Origin of the sequence: Flavisolibacter ginsenosidimutans, assembly GCF_007970805.1 — a bacterium.
GTDB classification, from domain to species: domain Bacteria; phylum Bacteroidota; class Bacteroidia; order Chitinophagales; family Chitinophagaceae; genus Flavisolibacter; species Flavisolibacter ginsenosidimutans.
Window position 1 is genome coordinate 1,729,578 of sequence record NZ_CP042433.1, and the last position, 20,682, is coordinate 1,750,259.

The 20,682-nt window shown below is 46.7% G+C and carries 11 protein-coding genes; all 11 read right to left on the reverse strand.

The annotated features are described in order from the left end of the window. Window positions 1-67: 67 nt before the first annotated feature. A complete protein-coding gene (locus FSB75_RS07135; protein ID WP_146784832.1) occupies window positions 68-2,854 on the reverse strand; it encodes a glycoside hydrolase family 78 protein in 2,787 nt (928 codons plus the stop codon). Window position 2,855: 1 nt separating this feature from the next. After that, a complete protein-coding gene (locus tag FSB75_RS07140) occupies window positions 2,856-5,663 on the reverse strand; it encodes a glycoside hydrolase family 2 protein (protein WP_227990824.1) in 2,808 nt (935 codons plus the stop codon). Beyond that, window positions 5,660-7,114, reverse strand: coding sequence for a sialate O-acetylesterase (locus tag FSB75_RS07145; protein WP_227990825.1), 1,455 nt, complete (start codon window positions 7,112-7,114; stop codon window positions 5,660-5,662). The genes FSB75_RS07140 and FSB75_RS07145 overlap by 4 nt, the downstream gene beginning before the upstream one ends. A 6-nt stretch (window positions 7,115-7,120) precedes the next feature. Continuing rightward, on the reverse strand, window positions 7,121-8,956 hold the full coding sequence (locus tag FSB75_RS07150) for an exo-alpha-sialidase (protein WP_146784835.1): 1,836 nt from the start codon (window positions 8,954-8,956) through the stop codon (window positions 7,121-7,123). Between the two features lie 88 nt (window positions 8,957-9,044). Continuing rightward, complete coding sequence (locus FSB75_RS07155; protein ID WP_146784839.1) at window positions 9,045-9,815, reverse strand: SGNH/GDSL hydrolase family protein; 771 nt, start codon at window positions 9,813-9,815, stop codon at window positions 9,045-9,047. 25 nt (window positions 9,816-9,840) lie between these two features. Beyond that, window positions 9,841-10,755, reverse strand: coding sequence for a glycoside hydrolase family 43 protein (locus FSB75_RS07160; protein WP_146784842.1), 915 nt, complete (start codon window positions 10,753-10,755; stop codon window positions 9,841-9,843). An 8-nt stretch (window positions 10,756-10,763) separates the two neighbouring features. Beyond that, window positions 10,764-12,182 carry a glycoside hydrolase family 140 protein gene (locus FSB75_RS07165; RefSeq protein ID WP_146784844.1) on the reverse strand — a complete coding sequence of 473 codons (1,419 nt, stop codon included), beginning with the start codon at window positions 12,180-12,182 and terminating at the stop codon, window positions 10,764-10,766. Next, on the reverse strand, window positions 12,160-15,351 hold the full coding sequence (locus FSB75_RS07170) for a DUF6298 domain-containing protein (protein WP_227990826.1): 3,192 nt from the start codon (window positions 15,349-15,351) through the stop codon (window positions 12,160-12,162). Before FSB75_RS07170 ends, FSB75_RS07165 begins: the two co-directional genes overlap by 23 nt. Before the next feature lie 43 nt (window positions 15,352-15,394). Next, window positions 15,395-16,954: a polysaccharide lyase gene (locus tag FSB75_RS07175; RefSeq protein ID WP_227990827.1), complete on the reverse strand. Its 1,560-nt coding sequence runs from the start codon at window positions 16,952-16,954 to the stop codon at window positions 15,395-15,397. 152 nt (window positions 16,955-17,106) lie between these two features. After that, window positions 17,107-18,756 (reverse strand): pectate lyase family protein, encoded by a 1,650-nt coding sequence (locus FSB75_RS07180; protein ID WP_146784851.1) that lies wholly within the window; start codon window positions 18,754-18,756, stop codon window positions 17,107-17,109. Window positions 18,757-18,813: 57 nt separating this feature from the next. Continuing rightward, entirely contained in the window at window positions 18,814-20,673 is a 1,860-nt protein-coding gene (locus FSB75_RS07185; protein WP_146784854.1) for a RagB/SusD family nutrient uptake outer membrane protein, read from the reverse strand. Between the last annotated feature and the right edge of the window lie 9 nt (window positions 20,674-20,682).

A 20,682-nucleotide genomic window follows, 5' to 3' on the forward strand; every position in this document is an offset into this window, starting at 1 on the left:
ATGCGGTTCGGCAATTCGTCTGCTTCAAACACAGACTGCATCAAATTGTAACGGCAAGCAACACCGCTTAGTTTACACCCATTCCCGCTGTTCCGGATGAAGTTGTAAACGAATACCGGCCACTTCCAATTTGAATCACTGCAGAACCGTTTTCCATTCGCAAAAATTTTACACCTTGCGCCGCATCTATTCTTTTGCCGTCTTCCTTCACCGCGTCCGTTGAACCCGCAGGCACGTACAACAAAGCCGTTGCGTTTGCGGGCACGGTTACGTTCCAGGAAAGAGAGTTGCCTTCCCGCTTCCAATTGCTTTCAATCTTTCCGTAGGGAGAGTCATGCGACGCATTCACGAACGTGAGTTCTTTTACAAACGAAGGCTTCATGATGATTTTCTTAAAGCCAACATCCGTTGCATCGGATTGTATTCCGCCCAAATCCTCGTACATCCAAATCAATAAGTCACCAAGAAGCATCACGTGATTCTGCGAATTCATTGCGGGATCAGCGGTGTTGCCATTCCACAATTCCCAAATGGTGGTTGCTCCATTCTTTACCATGTAACCCCAACTTGGATAAGTCGTGTTGCTTGCCAGCTTGTACGCAATGTCTCCGCGGCCGAAGAGTGTTAACCACCGCATGAGCCATTGCGTTCCGATTACGCCGGTGCTGATGTGTCCACCGTTCTGCACCTGAATCTTCTGAACAATATTTTGAAAAACTTTTTCACTGTCGCTTGTAGCAACAAGGTGAAAGGCCAACGGCAACAAGTTTGCCGTAACCGTGTTGTTGCTGTATTGCGCTGTTGAAGGGTGATAAAATTTTTTGTTGAATGCCGCTTTCACCTTCACCGCTTCCGCTGCGAAACCGGCAATGTCTTCATCGTGTCCTGTTAAGGAAGCAAAGCGTTGCATCACGTCCATGAAGTAATAGTAATAAGCAGTAGCAAGTAACTGCGGATCGGTGTTGCGCATTGAATCCTGGCTGTGAATCAGCTTGGGTGATTCCGGCGGCACGCACCAATCGCCGTAGCTGTCTTTTGTTACGATGTATTCAGGCGTCATGTACTTGCCTTTCATGTATGCAAGCCATTTCTTCATTGCCGCGTAATGTTTTTCAATGGGCGCCTTGTTGCCGTATTGCCGGTACAGCATATCCGACACGGTAAGAAAAGCGCCGGGCCAGGTCATGTTGTCTTTGTAATAAAACCAAAAGCTTGGAGCAACATCGGGGATACTGCCTTCCGCTGTTTGCGCATCGGCCAGATCGTTCATCCATTTTGCGTAAAAGGCATTGTTGTCAAACAAAAAACTTTCGCCGTAAGCGCCCATCGTTCTGTCGCCAAGCCAGGGCTGGCGTTCGTTGCGCTGCGGACAATCAACCGGCATTCCTTTGTAATTGCTGCGAATGCCCCAGTACGCATTTTTGTGAACCTGGTTGATGACGCTGTTTGATGTTTCAAGAGAACCGGTAGTTTGCAAATCATCGTACACAACTTCGCCGGCAAAGTCATCAAGCTTTGGTTTGCCGGGATAACCAGTGATTTCAACATAACGGAAACCGTGTGTAACAAAAGTTGGATTCCAGGTTTCTTTACCATCGCCTTTTAAGGTATAAACGTCCGTCACTTTCGCATCACGCAAATTGGCCACGTAGGGTTCTCCGTTCGGTTGCAGGCTTTCCGCAAAGCGCAAGGTTACTGCGGCCCCTTTTTCTCCTTTCACGTTCATCTTTAACCAACCGGCCATGTTTTGTCCCATGTCCAAAACGTACCTGTTGGACGAAAGTTTTTTTATGGAGACAGGCTTGATGCTTTCCATCACTTTCATAAATGGATTCATCTGCGCTTTCAGCATACCGCCGGGAGTTTTCATCAAATCAACTTGAAGCCAAGCCGCGTCGTTGAACTCTTTCTTGTTCCAACCATTCAATTCTTTTCGGGCATCGTATTCTTCGCCGTCGTATTCGTTGTTCGTTCTTATCGGGCCATCAGCCGTTGCTTTCCACGATTCATCACTTGCAACAATCTGTTTTGTACCATCGTTGTATTCGATTTCCAGTTGCAAAAGCATTCGCGGGAAACCGAAGTCGTGCCATTTCTGCGGCTTGTAAGCTTGCCGCATTGTAAAGAAACGGCCGTTGCCCAGCACAACACCGATTGCATTTTTTCCGCCCTTCAATTGGGGCGTTACGTCAAACGCATTGTACAAAATTGTTTTGCTGTAATCGGTTGGCCCGGGTGCGAGAACTTGATCACCAATTTTATCGCCGTTGATATACAATTCATAAAGGCCCAAACCCGAAACGTAGATTGTTGCCCGCTTAATGTCTTTGCTTGCTGAAATTTCTTTTCGCAGATATCTTGCAGAGAGCCGCGCAAATTTGCTTACGCTGTCCCAGGAAAATGCTCTATCCAAGCCAATCCATTTTGCTTTCCAGTCGGATGCTTGCAATAAACCCATTGTAAACGATGCAGGCGTGCTCCAGTCAGTTTCTCCAAGATTCGTCCAGGTTTTTACTTTCCAGAAACATTGTTGCCTGCTTTGCAAAGGCGTACCTGCATACACAACAAGAATAGACCGGTCGGATGCAAGCCTTCCGGAATTCCACAGATCACCTTCTTCACGTGACAATTTATCCAACGAAGAAGCGACGATGATTTGATAAGCCGTTTGCTTTACGCCCCTTGCAAGGCTGTTTATTTGCCAGTTGAAACGCGGTGACGTTACATCAATGCCTTTCGGATTAACCAACGTCTCACATTTTAAATTTTCAGTAATAATCACCTCTGAAGCTTTTGTAGCAATCGAGCAGCATGCAAGTAAAAAAGCGAAAACTATTTTATAAACGCGTTTCATTTTATTGGTTTCTGAAATCGAAATACAAGGTTATCTGCAATGCCCTGGTTGAGTCCTTTTCGTAATCGTAAAAAATATTTTTGCCGCCCATCGGACCGGTCGTTTCGGCACGCTGTGTTTTGCTGCCGATGCTTGGAATGCCTTGCATAAACGAAATGTCTCCGCTTGGAAACAACGGCTCGTAATTGTGCCATTGGTCGGTTTTTGGTGCCGGTGTAAAAAGACGCAGAAACAAATCTTCGTTGTCGGTATAAACGGTAAACGGCTGCGAGGTTGTAACGAACCGACACTGATAAAAGCTGGAATAATATCCTTTAAACTCAGGATAATCCCAGCTTTCGGCTGTTTCGGTGTTATTGTATTCCTTTCGCCAAATACCAAATTGGTTTCCTTTTAAACGGTTTTTCCAAACACGGTATGGGCCGTTGCCCATGTAGTCTACACCTTTGATTTGCGATTCGGGAAAAGAAAAATTCACGCCGTCAAACCAGGTAAAATAATTAGAAGGAAAATAACGAACAATCATTTGCACAATGCCTGATGGATAGATTTTCCACTGCAAAGTGTTGTAGCTTTTCTTTCTGTCAAACGAAGAAGCGATCACCAGTGTATCGCCTTCGTAACGTTGCGTGAATGACGAAAAATTATTCACGGCTTCTTGCACAATCGGTCCGTTTTTAAACGGAATATCGCCCTTTGCATTTTTTACATCCAGCAACAGGCCCGTACGTTGATGAATGCGCAACGAAACGCCGCTTGAACCAATGACAAAGGCAGAATCCTGCAATTGAATCGTTGGACGACTTGCTTTGCTTGTTCTTTGCAAGAACCGTTTCGCAACGCACGATGGTTTTAAAATTGGAAAACTCCAAGTAAAAATTTCTTTGTTGTCAACCCCAAAAGCCGAAACATACAAAACATCGTAGGCCTTCCAGGTATTGGGCAAAGAAATTTGCAACACGGCGTTTTGTTTCGGAAGCACGTTTGGCGATTTAGCCGTTCCGCTTATTTCTTTCAACGAAGTGTTTTGCAAGCTTTTTAACCTCCACAAAAACTTGCATTGCGAAAGATTGGTAAAATGAAAACGGTTCTCAACGTTGAACGTCCCGTCAAAATCATCCGTGATTTCTTTCCTTTCGAAATGCACCGGGCTCCAGATTTCTTTGATGGCAAAATAGCTTCCCTCTTTCTCGTGAAACGGACCGACGATGCCATCAGCGCCGTGAAATTTATCCGTGTCAATCGAATCTTTTAAATCGTGACGAACCACGCCTTCATCGGCCAGGTCCCATAAAAAGCCACCGGCGCTTAAGGGATTGCTCCACATCTTTTCCCAATAATCTTCCAAGCCTGCGCCATGACCGCCATCGAACCAGCCGTGCAAAAATTCGGTTGGCATTACAATGTTGTGACCAGCTTCATAATTGCCGATACCGTAGTTGTATTCGCGGTAATGTTGCGTATCAAAACCGTTGAAGTCCTGCCAGGGATGAATGACCGTTCTCTTTTGAATGTCGTTATTGGCAAACAAATGATCCAGTTCAAAATTGTGTCCGCCTTCGTTGCCGTTGTCCCAAAGAACAATGCAAGGATGGTTTACGTCGTGTTCAATCATTTCTTTCACCAGTTTTGAACCCGTTGGTATATCGTAATGCCCGTGCCATCCTGCTAATTCATTCAGCACGTAAAGGCCAAGCGAATCGCAAACGTCGAGGAAATGTTCGTCGGGCGGATAGTGTGACATGCGCACGGCGTTCATGTTCATGTCCTTCATCAGTTGTACGTCAGTTATGCTTAATGCTTTGCTCGTTGTGCGGCCTGTTGTTGGCCAGAAGGAGTGGCGATTCACGCCTTTGAATTTTACTTTCACGCCGTTCACGTAAATACCGTCGTGCGGCTTTACCTGTATCGTTCTAAAACCAAATTTTTTTTCAACAACATGAACTGCCTTTCCGTTTTTATACAACGTGAAAACGGCTTTGTATAAATTTGGAAATTCGGTAGACCAAAGCTTCGGCAAAGAAAACGGGGAAGCGATGAAAGTTTTATCGCCAGTTACGTTGGCCGTCGTGATGTTGCCAAATTTTGCTCCTTTCGCATCATACAACTGCACGGAGATTTTATTACCGCTCCCGGTTCTTACCTCCGCTAAAAAATTTCCACTTGCTTTTGCATCAATAGCAATGTAGTCGATGTGTGTTTGCGGCAATGCCTCCAAAAAAACAGGACGAAAAATGCCTCCGAAAATCCAGAAGTCAGCTTTTCGCTCGGCTTCGTTCACTGATTGGTTTGCGGAATGTTTGGCAACGGTGACTTCCAATAAATTTTTGCCGTCAAACCTTAACAGCGACGAGACGTTGTATTTAAACGCATAGAAAGCGCCTTGGTGAATTTCGCCTGCTGATTGCCCGTTCACTTTTACATCGGCATCTGTCATTACGCCTTCGAAACAAAGGTTGACCGTTTTGTTCTTCCAGTTTACAGGAACGGTAAACTCGTATTTGTATAAACCTTTTTCCTTGCCGCGAACGCTGTCTTTTGCCAGGCCGTAATCGTACTTGCCAAAGCCTTGTAATTCCCAACAAGAAGGCACAGCGATAGTTGTCCATTTGTTTGCACTCATGCCACCGGTACACATAAACTGCCACTGAACCGTGTTATCACTCCCGGTTCCGGAAAGATATTTAACTTCTGTTTGTTGGGCTAAGAGAAAAAAGGTTGAAAGAAGAAAAAAAGAGAAGAACGCCATCGCCTTAAAAGCAAAGGAACGCGGGGTTGAATCAAATGATATGTAATTTTTCCGCTTCAATCCTTTTTATTTTTATCCACCGATGACTTGTTGACGTTGCATTCAAAAGGCACGGCAGGCAGTCCGTCTTTGTTGAATAAATTGGGCTGTGCCGCTTCGTTCCAGGCAAAGCGAACAAAAGCTGGTGAAGGAACAGCAACGGAAACAACGATTACTTTGTCTTGAGCAATCGTCGCGTTCGCAGGATGATAAATACCGTCACTGCCGGCTACTTTAAACCAAGTCAACGGTTCGTTGTTGTTGGAGACGATGCCTGCGCCAAGGTGATCGAAACTTATGTTGATAATATTGCCTTTTACTTGCACCGCTTTCAATACCGGGCCGCTGTACTCAATCTTCTTTCCGTAATCGTGCGCAAGTGCCAACAAAGCAAGGCGCTTACCAATCTCCCATTTATACGTTGGGTGAAGATCGCTGATGTGATCAACCAAATCTGTTGTAACAATCATTCCCGTATGCGGCAACGAAAGCGCCTCGGATTGTGCTTGACGAAAGGCCGGAAGGTCTGTGTCGGTTAAAGCAACCTTACCGCTGTTTTTTGAATACTCAAAAGGCGCGATTTGAACAAAGTAAAAAGACGCACCGCCATCGTTCCACAACTTTCGCCAACTATTAATCAGGTGTTTGAATTTAAAACCATACACCGGCGCCTCTTTCAAAAAACAATTCGTTTCGCCCTGGTACCATAAAAAACCTTTTAGCGTAAACGGCGCCAACGGCTTTATCATGCCACTATAAAATTTACCGGGATTCGATTCATCAACAGAAATGGTTTGCGGGCTGTTGCCGTTCTTCACTTCACCCGACATCCACGGCTCGATGTTGCTTCCACTAACAGACGAACCAATCATGCCAACAGGCACATGCAGTTCTTCAAACAACTTCTTTGCAAAAAAATAACCGGCGGCGGAGAAAGCACGAAGCGACTCTCCTTCCGCTTCGTTCCATCCTTTGTTCACATTCGCAGCGTCGCCTTTCGTCAGGTCACGCTTCACCAGAAACAAGCGAATGGAGGTATTGCGCTCATTTTTCAAAGCAACCGAATCAATGCCGGTGCCGTGAAGTGCGTGAGCGAATTTGCCTTCCTTCATCATGGTGTATTCCATGTTTGATTGCCCGGAGCACAACCAAACTTCACCCACCAAAATATTTTTCAGCACAATGATATTGCTCCCGCTGATGGTTAATTCTCTTGGCTTATCCGAAGCGGCCATCGCATCGAGCCATGTCATCCAGTTGCCTTCACCATCGGCTTCCGCGTTCTTTTGCTGGCCTCCAAATTTCACCACGACTTTTTCGCCTTTATCAGCACGCCCCCAAATGGCAACCTGTGCGTTACGTTGCAACACCATGTTGTCGCCCAGAATTTTCGGCAACGTAATGGTTGCCTTTGCACTCAATGCAAACAGGCAAAAACAAAAAAAGAGATATGGAAAGTTTTGTTTGTTCACGAGGGCTTATTTAGGCAACGATGTTTTAAATGAAGAGATGTAGTACTCCGCTTTTTTATCCTGTTCGCCGCCGTTTGGCAAATCAAAATTTTGGTCCGTTGGCGTATCGGCATTGGGAAAGCGTCTTACACTTCCCGTTCGGAAAACGACACGGTCAATACTTGAAAGTGGTGCATAGAACAATCCCGACGACGCCTTGCCGTTTACGGTCACGGTGTAAAAACGATTGTCGGCATTCAAATCAATCTTAATGTTGTAGGTTTCGTTTGCTGCATACTTTGTCAAATTCTTGTTACGATAACCAGCCTTTGTAATCAAGGCCCCCGTTGAATCAAAACTTAAACGTACACCGGGCGTGCCTTTGCTGTCGGTGAACTCAATTTCAAGATTGCCATTCGTCGCTTGCTGCGGCGTAACGGAAAATTCAACAACGATGTGTTTTGAAGACGGAATCATACGTTCGGCTTTTGCGTAATCAAACGGATCCCAATCCTGAAGCGTCAATGCTTTTGTTCCGTTGCTCATCTTTTCAATCGAGACAGGCGTCCACAAGCCGCTGTTGTAATTCCATTGCGCCAATTCTTTTCCATCGGGCATTGAATTAAAAACTTCATCCACTTGCGACGTCACTTTATCCCGAACGGGAACGGGAATCATGGCCACCCAAATGTCTTCTTTGTTCATGCTGTAGCTTACCCAAATGTTTCCGTCTGGTGGCATTGGCCCTTCATCCGTAATGCCACGAACGTATTGCGGCCCGTAAGACTTATACGCACCGCCGTAACGCATAGACGTAATTTCACCGTTCACCAAAAGCAGTTTGTCGTAATTCAATCCATCATTGCTAACCGACAAAGCCAGGGGCCAGCGAAACTCTGATGGATTGTAGATCGTAACATACTTTCCATCGCTTGTTTTTTGTCCCCAGATTTTTGCGTTGCTGTTTACAAAATGCGGCGCACGGGTTGGATTGTAAAGCCACGTTTTGCCCCCGTCTTTTGTAATGTCGGTTAGCGCATTTTTCCAAAGACCGACGACTCTGCCATCATTCAACCTGTAATAAGAAAACGCTTTTAAATCTTTCTTCAAAGAGATCAATGGATCATCCCTGTCGGCTTCTTCCACCCATTGTTGGGTCATCAATGGGTTGGCAAGAATTTCATTACATGCTTCTATAAAACCCTTGTCTTTGCTTGAAGTATAAAAAGGATAAACCGTGTTCTTCTCGCTCCAGCCTTTGTTGTAACGAATAAAATAAATCGGCCCGAAGCTGCCGTCTTTGTAAATCTCACGAACGGCACGACCCATGCCGTGGCCGTCGTTCGGATCATCGCCGGGGCCAAGCACTACACCGTAAAAAGCAAGCGTGAGCAAACGATTTTTCTTCGACACGTAAAAACCCATTCGCTGATGGTTTACCGATAATAAATTCTTTGCTACTTCGGTTCGTCCTTCTTTCGTTGTGCCGTCGGGAATTTTTACCGGCGGAAAAAGAACAACCGGTTTGCTCCAATGATATCCGTCCTTGGACGTCAACAAAAAGGTTTGTCCGGGCGGAATGTGTTCGCCAACCGGATCGCTTAGGAAATGCAGGAAGAACTGATTGTTCCAATACACCAGCATGGGCTGATGATTGTACGTCCAAGCCGTGCCGCCGGCCCATTCGGGATGCTCCCGATTGGCGCGAAAAACCTGGATGTTGTGCACACCAACGGCCGGCGTTAATTGCCCGTGATGATAATCCACGTTTACCAGCGTGTTGCCAACGTAACGAACAGTGTCCTGCTGTGCCGATGCTGCAAAAGCCGTTAAAAGAGACAGTATGCCGATTGCTTTTTTCATCGCCTCGTCTTGCTTCGTTTAAAAGGCCGCAAGTAGTTTATTGTTTTCAAGTTTAGTTGATAAGGAGATATCATTCGTTATTCATCGTTCACCCCTTCACCGCTTCCATCCACGCATGGGCCATCAGGTGTGCACCGGCCAGTGTAGGATGCACGCCGTCGCCCGTCCAATAGACGCCGGGTGCTGATTGTTGCGCCTTGTCGTAAATGGATTGATAGGGAATAAATGCTGCGTCAAACTTGCCCGCAATTTCTTTTGCAGCCGTACGGTAATCGTTGAAAGCAGGATACCACTTTTCGTCAACGGCTTTGATACCGGAAACAGCATAAGGTTCGCCGATGATGAGTTTCACATCAGGCAAAGCCTGTTTGGTGCGGGTCAGCAAAGTGGTGAAATCATCGCGGTAGGTTTCAATCGTGCCCTTGTAACCGTTGACAAGCGTGTGCCAGAAGTCATTCACGCCAACCAGGATGCTGAGCACGTTGGGCTTCAGGTCGAGACAGTCTTTTTGCCAGCGATCGGCAAGTTGATAAACCTTGTTGCCGCTGATGCCGCGGTTGTAAATTTTTAAGCTTTTGTCCGCATACTTGTACAACAAATCCGATGCGGCCAGCATTGCGTAACCGCTTCCAAGCGCCGACGCAGCGTTTACGCCGGCATCGTCTTTTTTTCGTCCCGCATCGGTGATGGAATCACCTTGAAAAAGAATGACGTCGCCTTTTTGCAGACCGATTTTTTTTCGCATTGGTTCTGCAGCAAATGCAGATGTTACAAGGGATGGAATGGACAAACTTGCAACGGTTGCCAGCGAGGAGTTGCGTAAAAAATTGCGACGGGAATTGCTCTTGTTTTCGTTCATTGTTGATGGTTTTAATTTGGGCAACTTAACTTTTTCCGGGCCGCTTTAACAGGTTTGTAAGCACTTTTTTCTTTACTATGAAAACAGTTCCGTGCTTGTGGCCTTGCGGCAGGCTTACTTCGTTTGTTGCATCGGTAAACGTTTTGAAATCTTTTGTTTTCATCGCACCAAAAATTTTGTCGCGGTATTGGTCATAATAAACAAGATAACCATCCTTCACTTTGGCCACCGTTGGGCCTTCGGTGAAAGGTGGTGTGAAAGATTCCGATGCCTTTGAATAAGGCCCCAAAGCACTTGTTGCAAATGCCACTTTGATGTTTCGTGCAGGACGTGTATTGTCTTTCAACACCAACACATAATCGTTCTTAGCACGTTTTACTATTTCGCAATCAATTACACTAAAACCGGGATCGTAAAAAAGTTTGGTGGGTGAAAAGGTTTGAAAATCTTTCGTTGTTGTGTAGTACATCCGGTGATTGTTGTTCTCGTCTTCCTGTCCTTTTTCAAATCGAAACGGCACCGTCGACGCCCAAATGATGATGAAGGCATTTGCTTCGTCGTCGTAAAACAATTCAGGCGCCCAAACATTAACCGTGGTGGGTTCGTATTGCATCACGGGAATGGTGCGTTGTGCAGTCCAGTGAATCAAATCTTTTGACGCAGCATAGCCAAATGTTTTCGTGCCTTTCCACGCAGATGTAAATACCAAATGAAACGTACCGTCCGGGCCTTGCGCGATGGAAGGATCACGCATCACATTGCTGTCAACCGAAGGCTTGATAAACGTTGTATCAAAATCCTTCCAGTGATAACCGTCCTTGCTATAAGCGAGGTGCAAGCCGTCCGTTGCCGGCTCTCTGAACGAAGAAAAAAGATACACCTTCGACGAGCAAGCCGAAAGCATCAGCAACAAAAAACATCCAATCAAAAATTTCTTCATCAATTCTTTCATTGCGTATAACTCTGCTTTATTAACATTTCCAGCACCAACACCCAATCATTCCCTTCGCCTTCTTCGCCAGGCGGATCGAAGTTTCGCACACCTCTGTTACCAAAATGCCCAATCAAAAAATATCGTCCAGTTCGTGGATCGTACCAACTGGCTTTAATCAAATCACCACTGATCTTGTCCATATTCACGCTAAAACTTCGTCCCGTGTAATCATAAATCAATGCATAATCTTTCCCTCTCGTTGCTGCCAAATAATTATACTTCTCACCAATATCACCCGCAATCAAACTCTCGTCAGGCACCCGATCAAAATAAGATTTAGAAAGCATCAAATCTTTCAAATAATGCATTTGCTGTGCACCGCTGTCGTTCAGCGCAGTATACCAATATTTCTTCGAACCGTAAGCACTGCCTTTGTCCGTAGGCTTGTGCATTTGCATTACGCTGTTGTGACCGTAGGTATGTCCCGCGCCGCCGGCAAACACACTCCAATACGCATAACGGCGAACATCAGCCGCTCCCCAATACGGTTTTGTCGTATCGTGCAGTCCGTGCGGAATTAATTCATACGAAGGTTCGCCATCCAGCGTCGGCTTTGTTGGTTTCAGGTTGTAATCAATGTTGGTGAACTTGTAGTTATCCGGACCAAAACGATGTTCTGATTTCGATGTATCCAAATCATAACTGCGGTGGCCCGATTGAAACATGTTGAAATCCATCCAAGGCTCGCTTTGAAAATATTCACTCGAAGATGTGCGGCCGAATGGATGAAACGATTCGAGATGCGAAGGATCAGCCGCCTTAAGCGTTGAGCCGATAGCTTTCCACGTTGCCGATGAATCGCTGCCTTGTGTATCGCCACCGTTCAACCAAATGATGTTCCAACGATTCTTGTAACGATCGGCCAACCACTTTGCATACGTTGCTGCGTCTTCTTTTTTCACCCAACCGCTTTTTACGTTGGTTCCCCAAACCGGCACCATCGCCATGTACAAACCCTTCTTCGCCGCAAGGTCAACGATGTAATCAACGTGGTCCCAATAATCGTACTGCTTCGCATCGGCTGAGTTGTTTCCGGGTGTTGTCAGTGGTCTTGCCACGTTGCGATTGATCAAAGCCGAATCGTCGTAAACGTTTACCGCACTCACGGTATGCAACACCATTACCTGAATGACGTTAAATCCTTTTTTGCGGCGGTCTTCCAAATAGGTTTCGGCTTCATCTCTCGTTAGCTTTGAAAACAACAACCAGCCTGTATCGCCCAACCAGAAAAAAGGCTGGCCTTTTTCGTCGGTGAAAAAGCGGTGATTGGCCGAGACCTTCAATTGCTTGCCCGTCTGTGCTGAAGCACAAACGGCAAATGCCAAAAGTAAAAAGGAGAAAAAGAAAATCTTATTTCTGAATGGTTGCTTCATGTTGTACCGATTTCTGATTTGCTGTCACCCATAACACTACCGGGCCGTGCGGCCAGTTGATAGCAACAACTTTTCCACCCTGAATCATTTCTTCCTTTGTCATTGTTCCATTCTGCGGATTCATGTAACGGAGCTGATAGCTACCTGCCGCAAGCGGAATTTGAATCGCTTCTTTACCGTTCGCATAAACTATGAAACCATTCTTGCTCTTCATCATCCATTGGCCTTTCGCTGATGCATCCACTATAGGCTTCATGGAAGAGGCATCCGCTAAAAACTGTTTGTCCAATACAGGCAGCACAGGCATTGAACCACCGGCCATCAACACGGCCCATCCAAACTGATCGTAACCATCACCCGAATACATCACAGCTTTTGCCGGAAACTTTTGCTTGTATTCACTCACTGCACGATAAACTTGTTCAAATGATGTCTTCTTTGGTTTCAACAAACGTGCATGTTGGCGCGGTGCTAAATTTTGTCCGCCTTTTGGTTCATACGTTGTGCCATCATCCTGATAATGCCAATAGCGAATATCAATCAGGTCAACAACCGCAGCCCTTGCCGCATCGGCAAGAATCGCGTCCTGCACATCTTTGGTTGTGCTCAAACCAATGATTTCTTTTTTGCCGGTTTCTTTTTCCCACTGCTTCACTACGTCTAACCAAAACTGTACAAAATGCAAAGGCCCTGTGTACTCGGCACTCGTTAATTGAATGACGCCGCTGTTGTCTTTAAAGTTGTCAAGGCATTTGCGAATGTAGGCTTCGTGCAATTTGCGGTAAGCCGGATTTGCCGCCACGTTGTAAAACTGCTCTGCATAAAAAATACGTTTATCGCCGGCGAAGTTTACGGGTTCGTTAAACGGTGTACCGTTAATGTTGTTCGCGGGACGCCAGGGGAAATCAACGTTGTGCGCACCGGCTTCAATGATGTTGTGCTGAAAATAATTTTGGTGAACCAGCACCAAACCTTTTCTGTCAGCGAGATCTGCGAATTGTTTCAAGCGCCTCCAATACCAATCGTTGTACTTCGTTAAATCGTATTTGCTCAAACCGTCCCAGGCCGAATCTTTTCCGCTCCGTGCAAAAGGCAGTTCGTAAAACGGCGGCCACACGTCGCCGGTCATGCGGCGAATGCGTTCGTGGTCATCGCGTCGCCGCTCGTACCATAAACCATAATTGTGTTCAATAGCAACGGTATTGCTGCGTTGCATCCAGTCCGTTAAGCTGTCCAAATCATCCGTTAAACCAGTGCCGGTTCTTCCCGGAACAAACCGCGTGATGTGCGGCTTCATTTGCGGCAAATCTTTCGGCTGAACGCTGCCGTTCCACCACGGCACTTCGCTACGCTTGCCAGTCATTAATCTTCCGTTACTTACCAATACACCGTTCTCAATTCTTATGACAGGAGTACCCACAACACTCCAGCTACTCTTGACTCCTATTTGATCAATTGTTTTTGCACCAGACGTTGAAGTTGGAATGACGTGCATTTTTATTACATCGTCAATCCAGTTGACGATCCTCGGTGCAGGCTCGTAAGCTTTTTTTGTTAATGCCATCGCTACATCAACCGGCGGCGAACTTGAGGCATCGGTTTCCATCGGCAGTATGTACGCCATCTTCGAAACATCTTTGCCCAAACGCTCTGCGAGTTGCGTGTAATACAAACTGCGTGGATTGATTTGTTCGTTGCTGCTCTCCCAATAACCGTTGCCGCCGAATTGCGCCCATGAACCGAAGGAGTAATTCTGCGCAGTGGGTGGTTTGTAACAATCAATGCGTGCCGCTGTGCATTGCCACAAAACCGAATTGGCTGCACTCCATCCGGCACCTTGACCATCTTGTTCGCGGTTGCCAAAACGAATGGCGTTTCCGTCAACGTTCACGATGTCGAACAAAACGCCGCTTGCCCAACTGTCAATCGTCCCGCTAAAATCATAAGGCCGATCGGACTGGCATTGCACAAAAGCGTTCGGTCCCGGTGCGCAAAAACCGACAGCAAAATCGTGGTAGCCATTTTGCGCATAGCAACGTTGGAAAAGCGTTTGTTGTCCTGCTGTAAAAAATGTATTGCGGCGTTGACCACCAATTTCAGAAACAGGTGCAAGCGATTTGCAATCTTCAACGGTAATGCGTTTTGCCGTTTCCAACACCGCAACGGCTGAACCGGCGAAGTGTTGAAAGTTCACTTGGCGCACCCAAGCATCTTCGATATTTTCTAACGTAATCGCCATCCAACGATGCGCTTCGTCCTTTGGATTGGTAACGTCGTATTCGGATTGCAGCGATAAATTTTCGACCCCGATGCCCTGAATTCTTCCCGTCCATGAAAGCTTGGAAAGGAGTCCGCCGCCAAAGCTTGAATCAAGTGCCGTTGTTAACGGAACATCGAGGGTTATTTCATTGTTATTGATGGCAACAATCTTTCTTTCAAAATAAACATCGCGTTCACCGGGCTTCCAACCCAAGGCAGAAATACCGCCGCCGAAAGTTTCCGTACCCAATGTTTTTATCCACGCAGCAGTTGAAGGGCGATGAACAATAACTTCATCTCCTTCTTTAAAAGAAGATGCATCTTTCAATGACAACTTTGTGGCATTCACAGGAACATAAGCATCTGTGATTGCAATCTCTTTGCTCGTTGTTTTATCACCCTTGCCAAATACGCGAATGAGTGTTTGCCGGTCTTTGTCCGCGCCGATGATCGTCGTTCCATCAGCACCAGAACCGCTGCCGCGAAGCACAACACCCGAAGCCATCATCTTCAACTGGCCGCCCACAACATACTTGCCTTTTTGCAAAAGCACCGCACCGCGAAATCCGCTTTTATCTACCGGCAACGAAGCCACGTAATCAATTGCAGATTGAATGCGCAGCGTTGCGTCACCCTTTGAAACTGGCACAACGACTTTCACTGGCACATCTGGAATGGGTTCGTTTGAAGCCGCATAACCGCAGTATGAAAAATCAACAATGCGGTTGCCTTGGCTATCCGGCGAATAAGATAGCTTGCCTTTGGAAGCGGTTAACGGCGTCCAGGGCTTTGCTCCTTTTTGTGCATGCAAAGCCGTAACGCCAAACAACAAAAGCGTTGCGGTAAAAAGTGGCAAAGGACGCCAATGCGGCGTCCTTTCTGGTTTGTAAATACTGCTTGTAAGAGACACGTCAAAAAACTTGAATCATGATGAATGAATATCGAGGCATGATTTAACGGCTGGTGGTTGCAGATGCTTTTGTTGCAACAGAAGCTACGGGCACCACGACTTTCAGGTTCACCAGGCTGTTTAAGTATTCTTCAATGTTGGTGTATCCGCTCTTTGTATAAACTGATGCATCGCTTGCGTTATTCGGATTCAAACCGTGTGCTTTTTCCCATGAATCAGGAATGCCATCGTTGTCTGAATCTTTATAAGGCTGGCCTTTGTATTCGGGATAACCACCGACCTGGCTTGGATGCGAAATGATGCCTTGCTTGTACGAATCGGAAGGCAAACGGCGCTTGATGTATTTCTTACCAAGATCAGTAAGCCCACCTTCAGTATAGGTGATCTTTCCTGTTCTTACATCGCCAACTACACGTTGATCAACAGCATCGCGTTTAGGCAGCGTTGCACCCGCATTATCCAACACGTATGCATACGATTGCTGCGCCGTCATCATGGTTACTGGCGACATAGGAAACGGTTTGTCAACACGAATAGCCGAAGCGTATTCACCGGCGTCGGGATTGTTGTCGCCGACTTGCACACCGCCGGCCCAGTTGTCAGCGGTTACTTTGTCAAAGCCTTCAACGATGTTTCCGTTCACGTAGGCCTTGCCATAAACCGATTTGTGTTCAGGGTCGCGGCCCGCTTCCGGTTTCAGAATGCGAAAAGCAATTGGTTTGTCTTTTGGTGTTATCGGGCCAGGCTTGTAATAATTGTTGATGAAATTGAAAAGCGAATTGTTGTCGCCGCCATCAGCGCTGCGGTTCCACCAATTGAACACAACGTTGTTCACGAAACCAAAATCGCCGTACATGCCAACAGAAGGATTGCGGCTGATGTTGTTGGCCCAAAGGTTGCGCATGAAGGTGCTGTTCAAACCGCCGATGGTGCTGCCGAATGCGTGGTTGTATGCGTCCAAACATTCCGAGAAAATGGAATTTTGAATCGTAACGTTTACCGTTGGAAGTTTCTCTTGTTTTGTTCCGCCACGGTCATAGACGTGACGATAGATGCTCATGTTCTCATCAAGACCCCAGCTTGCAGAAACGTGATCAATGATAATGTTTCCAACAGGATTTCCTCCCAATGCATCATCGCGACGCGTTACTTCTGTTTCGCCGCGACGAAAACGCATAAAGCGAATGATGACGTCATGCGTATCAATCCAAACCGATTCACCCGCGATGCACACACCGTCACCGGGAGCGCTTTGTCCTTCGATGGTGATGTACGGTGCACGAATGCTTACCGGCGATTTCAAATGAATGATGCCCGCAACGTTGAACACAATCGTTCTTGCACCGCCTTGCTCGCAAGCCCAACGAAAACTTCCCGGACCATCATCGTTCAGATTCGTAACAACATAAACTTTACCGCCTCTTCCGCCGAAAGTGTATTTACCGCCGCCTTCTGCACCGGGAAAGGCAGCAATCTTCGCCTGCGGCAGATCGGAAGGTTTTGCGGCCCACGGTACAAAAGGCTTCCCTTCTTTCTCTTCTTTCTGCACGATAGGCAAAACTTTCGCCCACATCGCATCGGAACGTTCCTTTACTTTTTGCATGACTGCATCAGCCGAGTCTTCCAGAGGCTTTGGTATGGTTGGATATTGTGCAAATGCATGCGCTCCAAAGCTGAAAATTGCAGCGAAAAAACAAAATGTGTGTACTCTCCTCTTCATGCCAGGGTGATCAGGTTTATGCAAATGAATATTGATTATTTGCTTAGGGCCGTTGATTTAGCAGGCAAGGTTTCTTTGCCCGCAAGCCCGTTTAAGTATTCTTCAATGTTGGTGTAGCCGCTCTTTCCATAAGCCGAAGCATCGGCCGGATTTTTTGGATTCAATCCATTCTTGATTTCATAATCATCGGGCATTCCGTCGCCATCAGAATCTTTGTACGGTGTGCCTTTGTATTCAGGATAACCGCCCACTTGCGAAGGATCGGTGATGATGCCAATCTTGTATGAATCAATCGGCAGACGGCGATGCTTGAATTGCGTTGTCGGCAAGGTTATGTTCGCAACAGTTGTAATTTTTCCGCTACGAACCTGCTCCGTAATGCGTTGGTCAACGGCATCTCTTTTTGGAAGCGTAGCACCGGCGTTAGCCAGCACGTAGTCGTGTGCTTCTTTTGTAGGAAGAATTGTAAGCTGCCGCATCGGTAAAGGCTTGGCCACCTTCATGTAGGGCGTGTATTTGTCGGTGTTGGGCAATTCCTCTACCTGCACACCGCCGGCCCAATTGTCCTTGGTGATTTCAGGATAGCCTTCCATAATGTTGCCGTTCACATAGCAACGTCCGAACACCAGATATTTCAATTTGCTACGGCCCGCTTCAGGCTTTAAGATGCGGTGACCAACGTTGTTGTCTTTTGGTGTTGCAGGACCGGGTTTGAAATAATTGTTGATGATGTTGAACTGCGCCCTGTAATCTCCGCCGTCAATGGAGCGATGTACCCAGTTAAACACAACGTTGTTGACAAAGTTGAAGATGCCGTTCCAACCCACTGATGGATTACGGCCTGTGTTATCGGCCCACAGGTTGCGCATGAAGGAGCAATTCTCGCCACCCAGTGTTGAACCAAAAGCGTGGTTCCATGTGTCCAATGATTCGGAGAAGATAGAGTTCTGAATGGTAATGTTTACCGTTCCAAATTTGTCTTCAATCTTGCCCGTGCTGTCGTTGTACATGTGTCGGTACATGCTCATGTTTTCGTCCAATCCCCAGCTCGCCGAAACGTGATCAATCATAATGTTACCAATGGGATTGCCGCCAATGGCATCATCTCTTCTACCCACATTGGTTTCGCCCCTGCGGAAACGCATGTAACGAATGATCACATCATGCGTATTTACCCAAACGGTTTCACCGGCAATGCACACGCCGTCACCGGGAGCACTTTGTCCCGCAATCGTGATATAAGGTGCACGAATAATGAGCGGCGTTTTCAACCGGATAATTCCTGCTACGTTAAATACCACAACCCTTGCGCCGCCTTGCTCACAAGCCCAACGAAAACTTCCCGGACCATCATCGTTCAGATTCGTAACAACATAAACTTTACCGCCTCTTCCGCCGAAAGTGTATTTACCGCCACCTTCTGCACCGGGAAAGGCTGCAATATTCGATTGCGGCAATTCATCGGGGCGGGAAGCCCACGGTATGTAAGGTTTACCCGCTCTTGCTTCTGCATCAATGGCTGGCCAGGCTTTTAGCCAGGCTTCATCGGAATGCTTTTCTGCTGCCTTCATGAGCGAGTCTGACCACGCCTTAACGTTGCCGGGAACATCGGGATATTGGGCATGCACCGTATTCGAGAGGGCAAACAAGCCCGAACACGCAACGATGATTAAGGTTTTCTTCATGGTTTGAACGTTGTGTTGACAAGTTTTAAAATGAAGGGAGCCGAGCTCCCTTCATAATTATTGTAAAGGATCGAATGAACCGCCCCAATTGTTGTTCTGCTGCAAGTTTGGATCGTTGGTAATGGCAGCTAAAGGAATGGGGAAAAAATAATAGGTTGACAAGAAGTTGATCGGATTTGTGTCAAGCTTAGTTGTCGAATTACTTGCGTCGTGGTTATTATTCCTGATGGTTTGGAAATAATTCGTCATCATGTTGTCCAGGTTCTGCACGTCGCGGAAGCTTGCACTTGTCGGGTCTTTTAAAGCTGCTGCTGTCGGTATGCCTGTACCCGTTTTCAAGACAATGCGCAGGCGATTGCGGTACCAGCCGTTCAAGTCAGACATTCTTTTCCAGCGATACAAGTCCCAAAAGCGTTTGCCTTCAAAAGCAAATTCAATTTTGCGTTCAAACAAGATGGCATCGAAAAGTTGTGCGCGGCTGAGGCCTGAATTTAAGCCGTACAAACCATTTGAACCGGCCGTGATGCCTGCTCTTTGTCTTACTTTAATGATGCCTTGATAGCCTTCCTCCGTTGTAGCAATTTTGCTAATGCCTACGGCGCTTTCAGCAAGGTTCAACAGCACTTCTGCATAGCGAATCTCCATCCAGTCAGTACCGCTATATTGCGGATCACCGAACGTAAAAGTTCCTTCCGAAACCGCTTTGCGGCAATAAAAGCCTGTATTGGACGCTGAGGATTCAGTTGACTTGGTTGATGTTTCGTAATACGTCCACAACCGCAGGTTTGCGTTGCCATCAAGAGGCCATGTGCAGCCGTTGTAAGCGATGGTTGCATCAAAGCGAGGGTCGCGGTTTTTGTAATACAATGAATCGTAGTAAGGATAAGCGCTGGTTGCATCACCGGGCATCTTGCCGTCTTTCATCGGATAAGAACGTACCAGTTCCCATGTAGGTTGGTTTGATCCGCTACCGTTCAGGTAGGAAGGCCGACAGGATTTATCCCAACCGTTGTTCTTCTTTGCCTGATCGCCGGTGGCGGTATTATAGCTTGTAACCATTACTGCTTCCGGGTTGTTCACTTCACTAAACCACATGGTTTTATAATTGCTGTTCAGACCAAAACCATTTGCATCCAATATCGTTTTTGCTTGCAAATTTGCGTTGTAAGCATCCTGCCATCTTGAAGCGATGTCGGAAGGATTAAACATTGGGCTCGCCCAATAGAGCAATACGCGTCCTTTAAAGGCGGCTGCTGCACCGCTGGTGATCTTTCCCCAATCACTGCCGGTCCATTTACCAGGAAGATTGGCGATTGCGTAATCAAGATCTTTAACCATCTGTGCGAAGCATTCCGATGTTTTGTTGCGTGGCAACAAAGCTGCATCTCTTGCATCATTCCCGACGCCGTCGAGCGGCGTAAGTACGAGCGGTACACCACCGTAGATTCTCACTATATCCCAGTAACGAAACGCACGGAAGAACAAAGCTTGCGCTAAGAATTTGCGGCGGGTGTAATCAGGCAATGGGCTTTCCTGAATTGATTTAATGAACGTGTTTACCTGCCTGATTTTTCCCCAGTTGTTAGACGGTTGCGTGTTGTTGGTGTTGAGTGACGTACCGTAATCTTTGGGTTCATCGGTTCCGTAACTCATTGTGCCGTCCATAAACTTGCTGGAACCCGAGCTTTCTTCCGACAACTGCGGTTGTACACCGCTCAGGGAACTGCCGGTATTTTGACCACCCCACAAAGGCAGGTTGTTGTCGTAAAGGTTGTCCATGTTTAATTGCACCAGGGTAGAATCTTTAAACACCAGGTCTGGCTGCAGGTTTGAAAGATTGGTTTTATCAAGGACTTTTGAGCAAGCGGCAAGGCCAAACAAACCAATTGCTGCTGTATATAATTTTAAATTTTTCATTGTTGCTTC

Bases quoted from the DNA above. Each gene is read 5' to 3' on its own strand.
- FSB75_RS07135 (WP_146784832.1), bottom strand. From the start codon at position 2,854: ATGAAACGCGTTTATAAAATAGTTTTCGCTTTTTTACTTGCATGCTGC.
- FSB75_RS07150 (WP_146784835.1), bottom strand. From the start codon at position 8,956: ATGAAAAAAGCAATCGGCATACTGTCTCTTTTAACGGCTTTTGCAGCA.
- FSB75_RS07155 (WP_146784839.1), bottom strand. From the start codon at position 9,815: ATGAACGAAAACAAGAGCAATTCCCGTCGCAATTTTTTACGCAACTCC.
- FSB75_RS07160 (WP_146784842.1), bottom strand. From the start codon at position 10,755: ATGAAGAAATTTTTGATTGGATGTTTTTTGTTGCTGATGCTTTCGGCT.
- FSB75_RS07165 (WP_146784844.1), bottom strand. From the start codon at position 12,182: ATGAAGCAACCATTCAGAAATAAGATTTTCTTTTTCTCCTTTTTACTT.
- FSB75_RS07175 (WP_227990827.1), bottom strand. From the start codon at position 16,954: ATGCAAAAAGTAAAGGAACGTTCCGATGCGATGTGGGCGAAAGTTTTG.
- FSB75_RS07180 (WP_146784851.1), bottom strand. From the start codon at position 18,756: ATGAAGAAAACCTTAATCATCGTTGCGTGTTCGGGCTTGTTTGCCCTC.
- FSB75_RS07185 (WP_146784854.1), bottom strand. From the start codon at position 20,673: ATGAAAAATTTAAAATTATATACAGCAGCAATTGGTTTGTTTGGCCTT.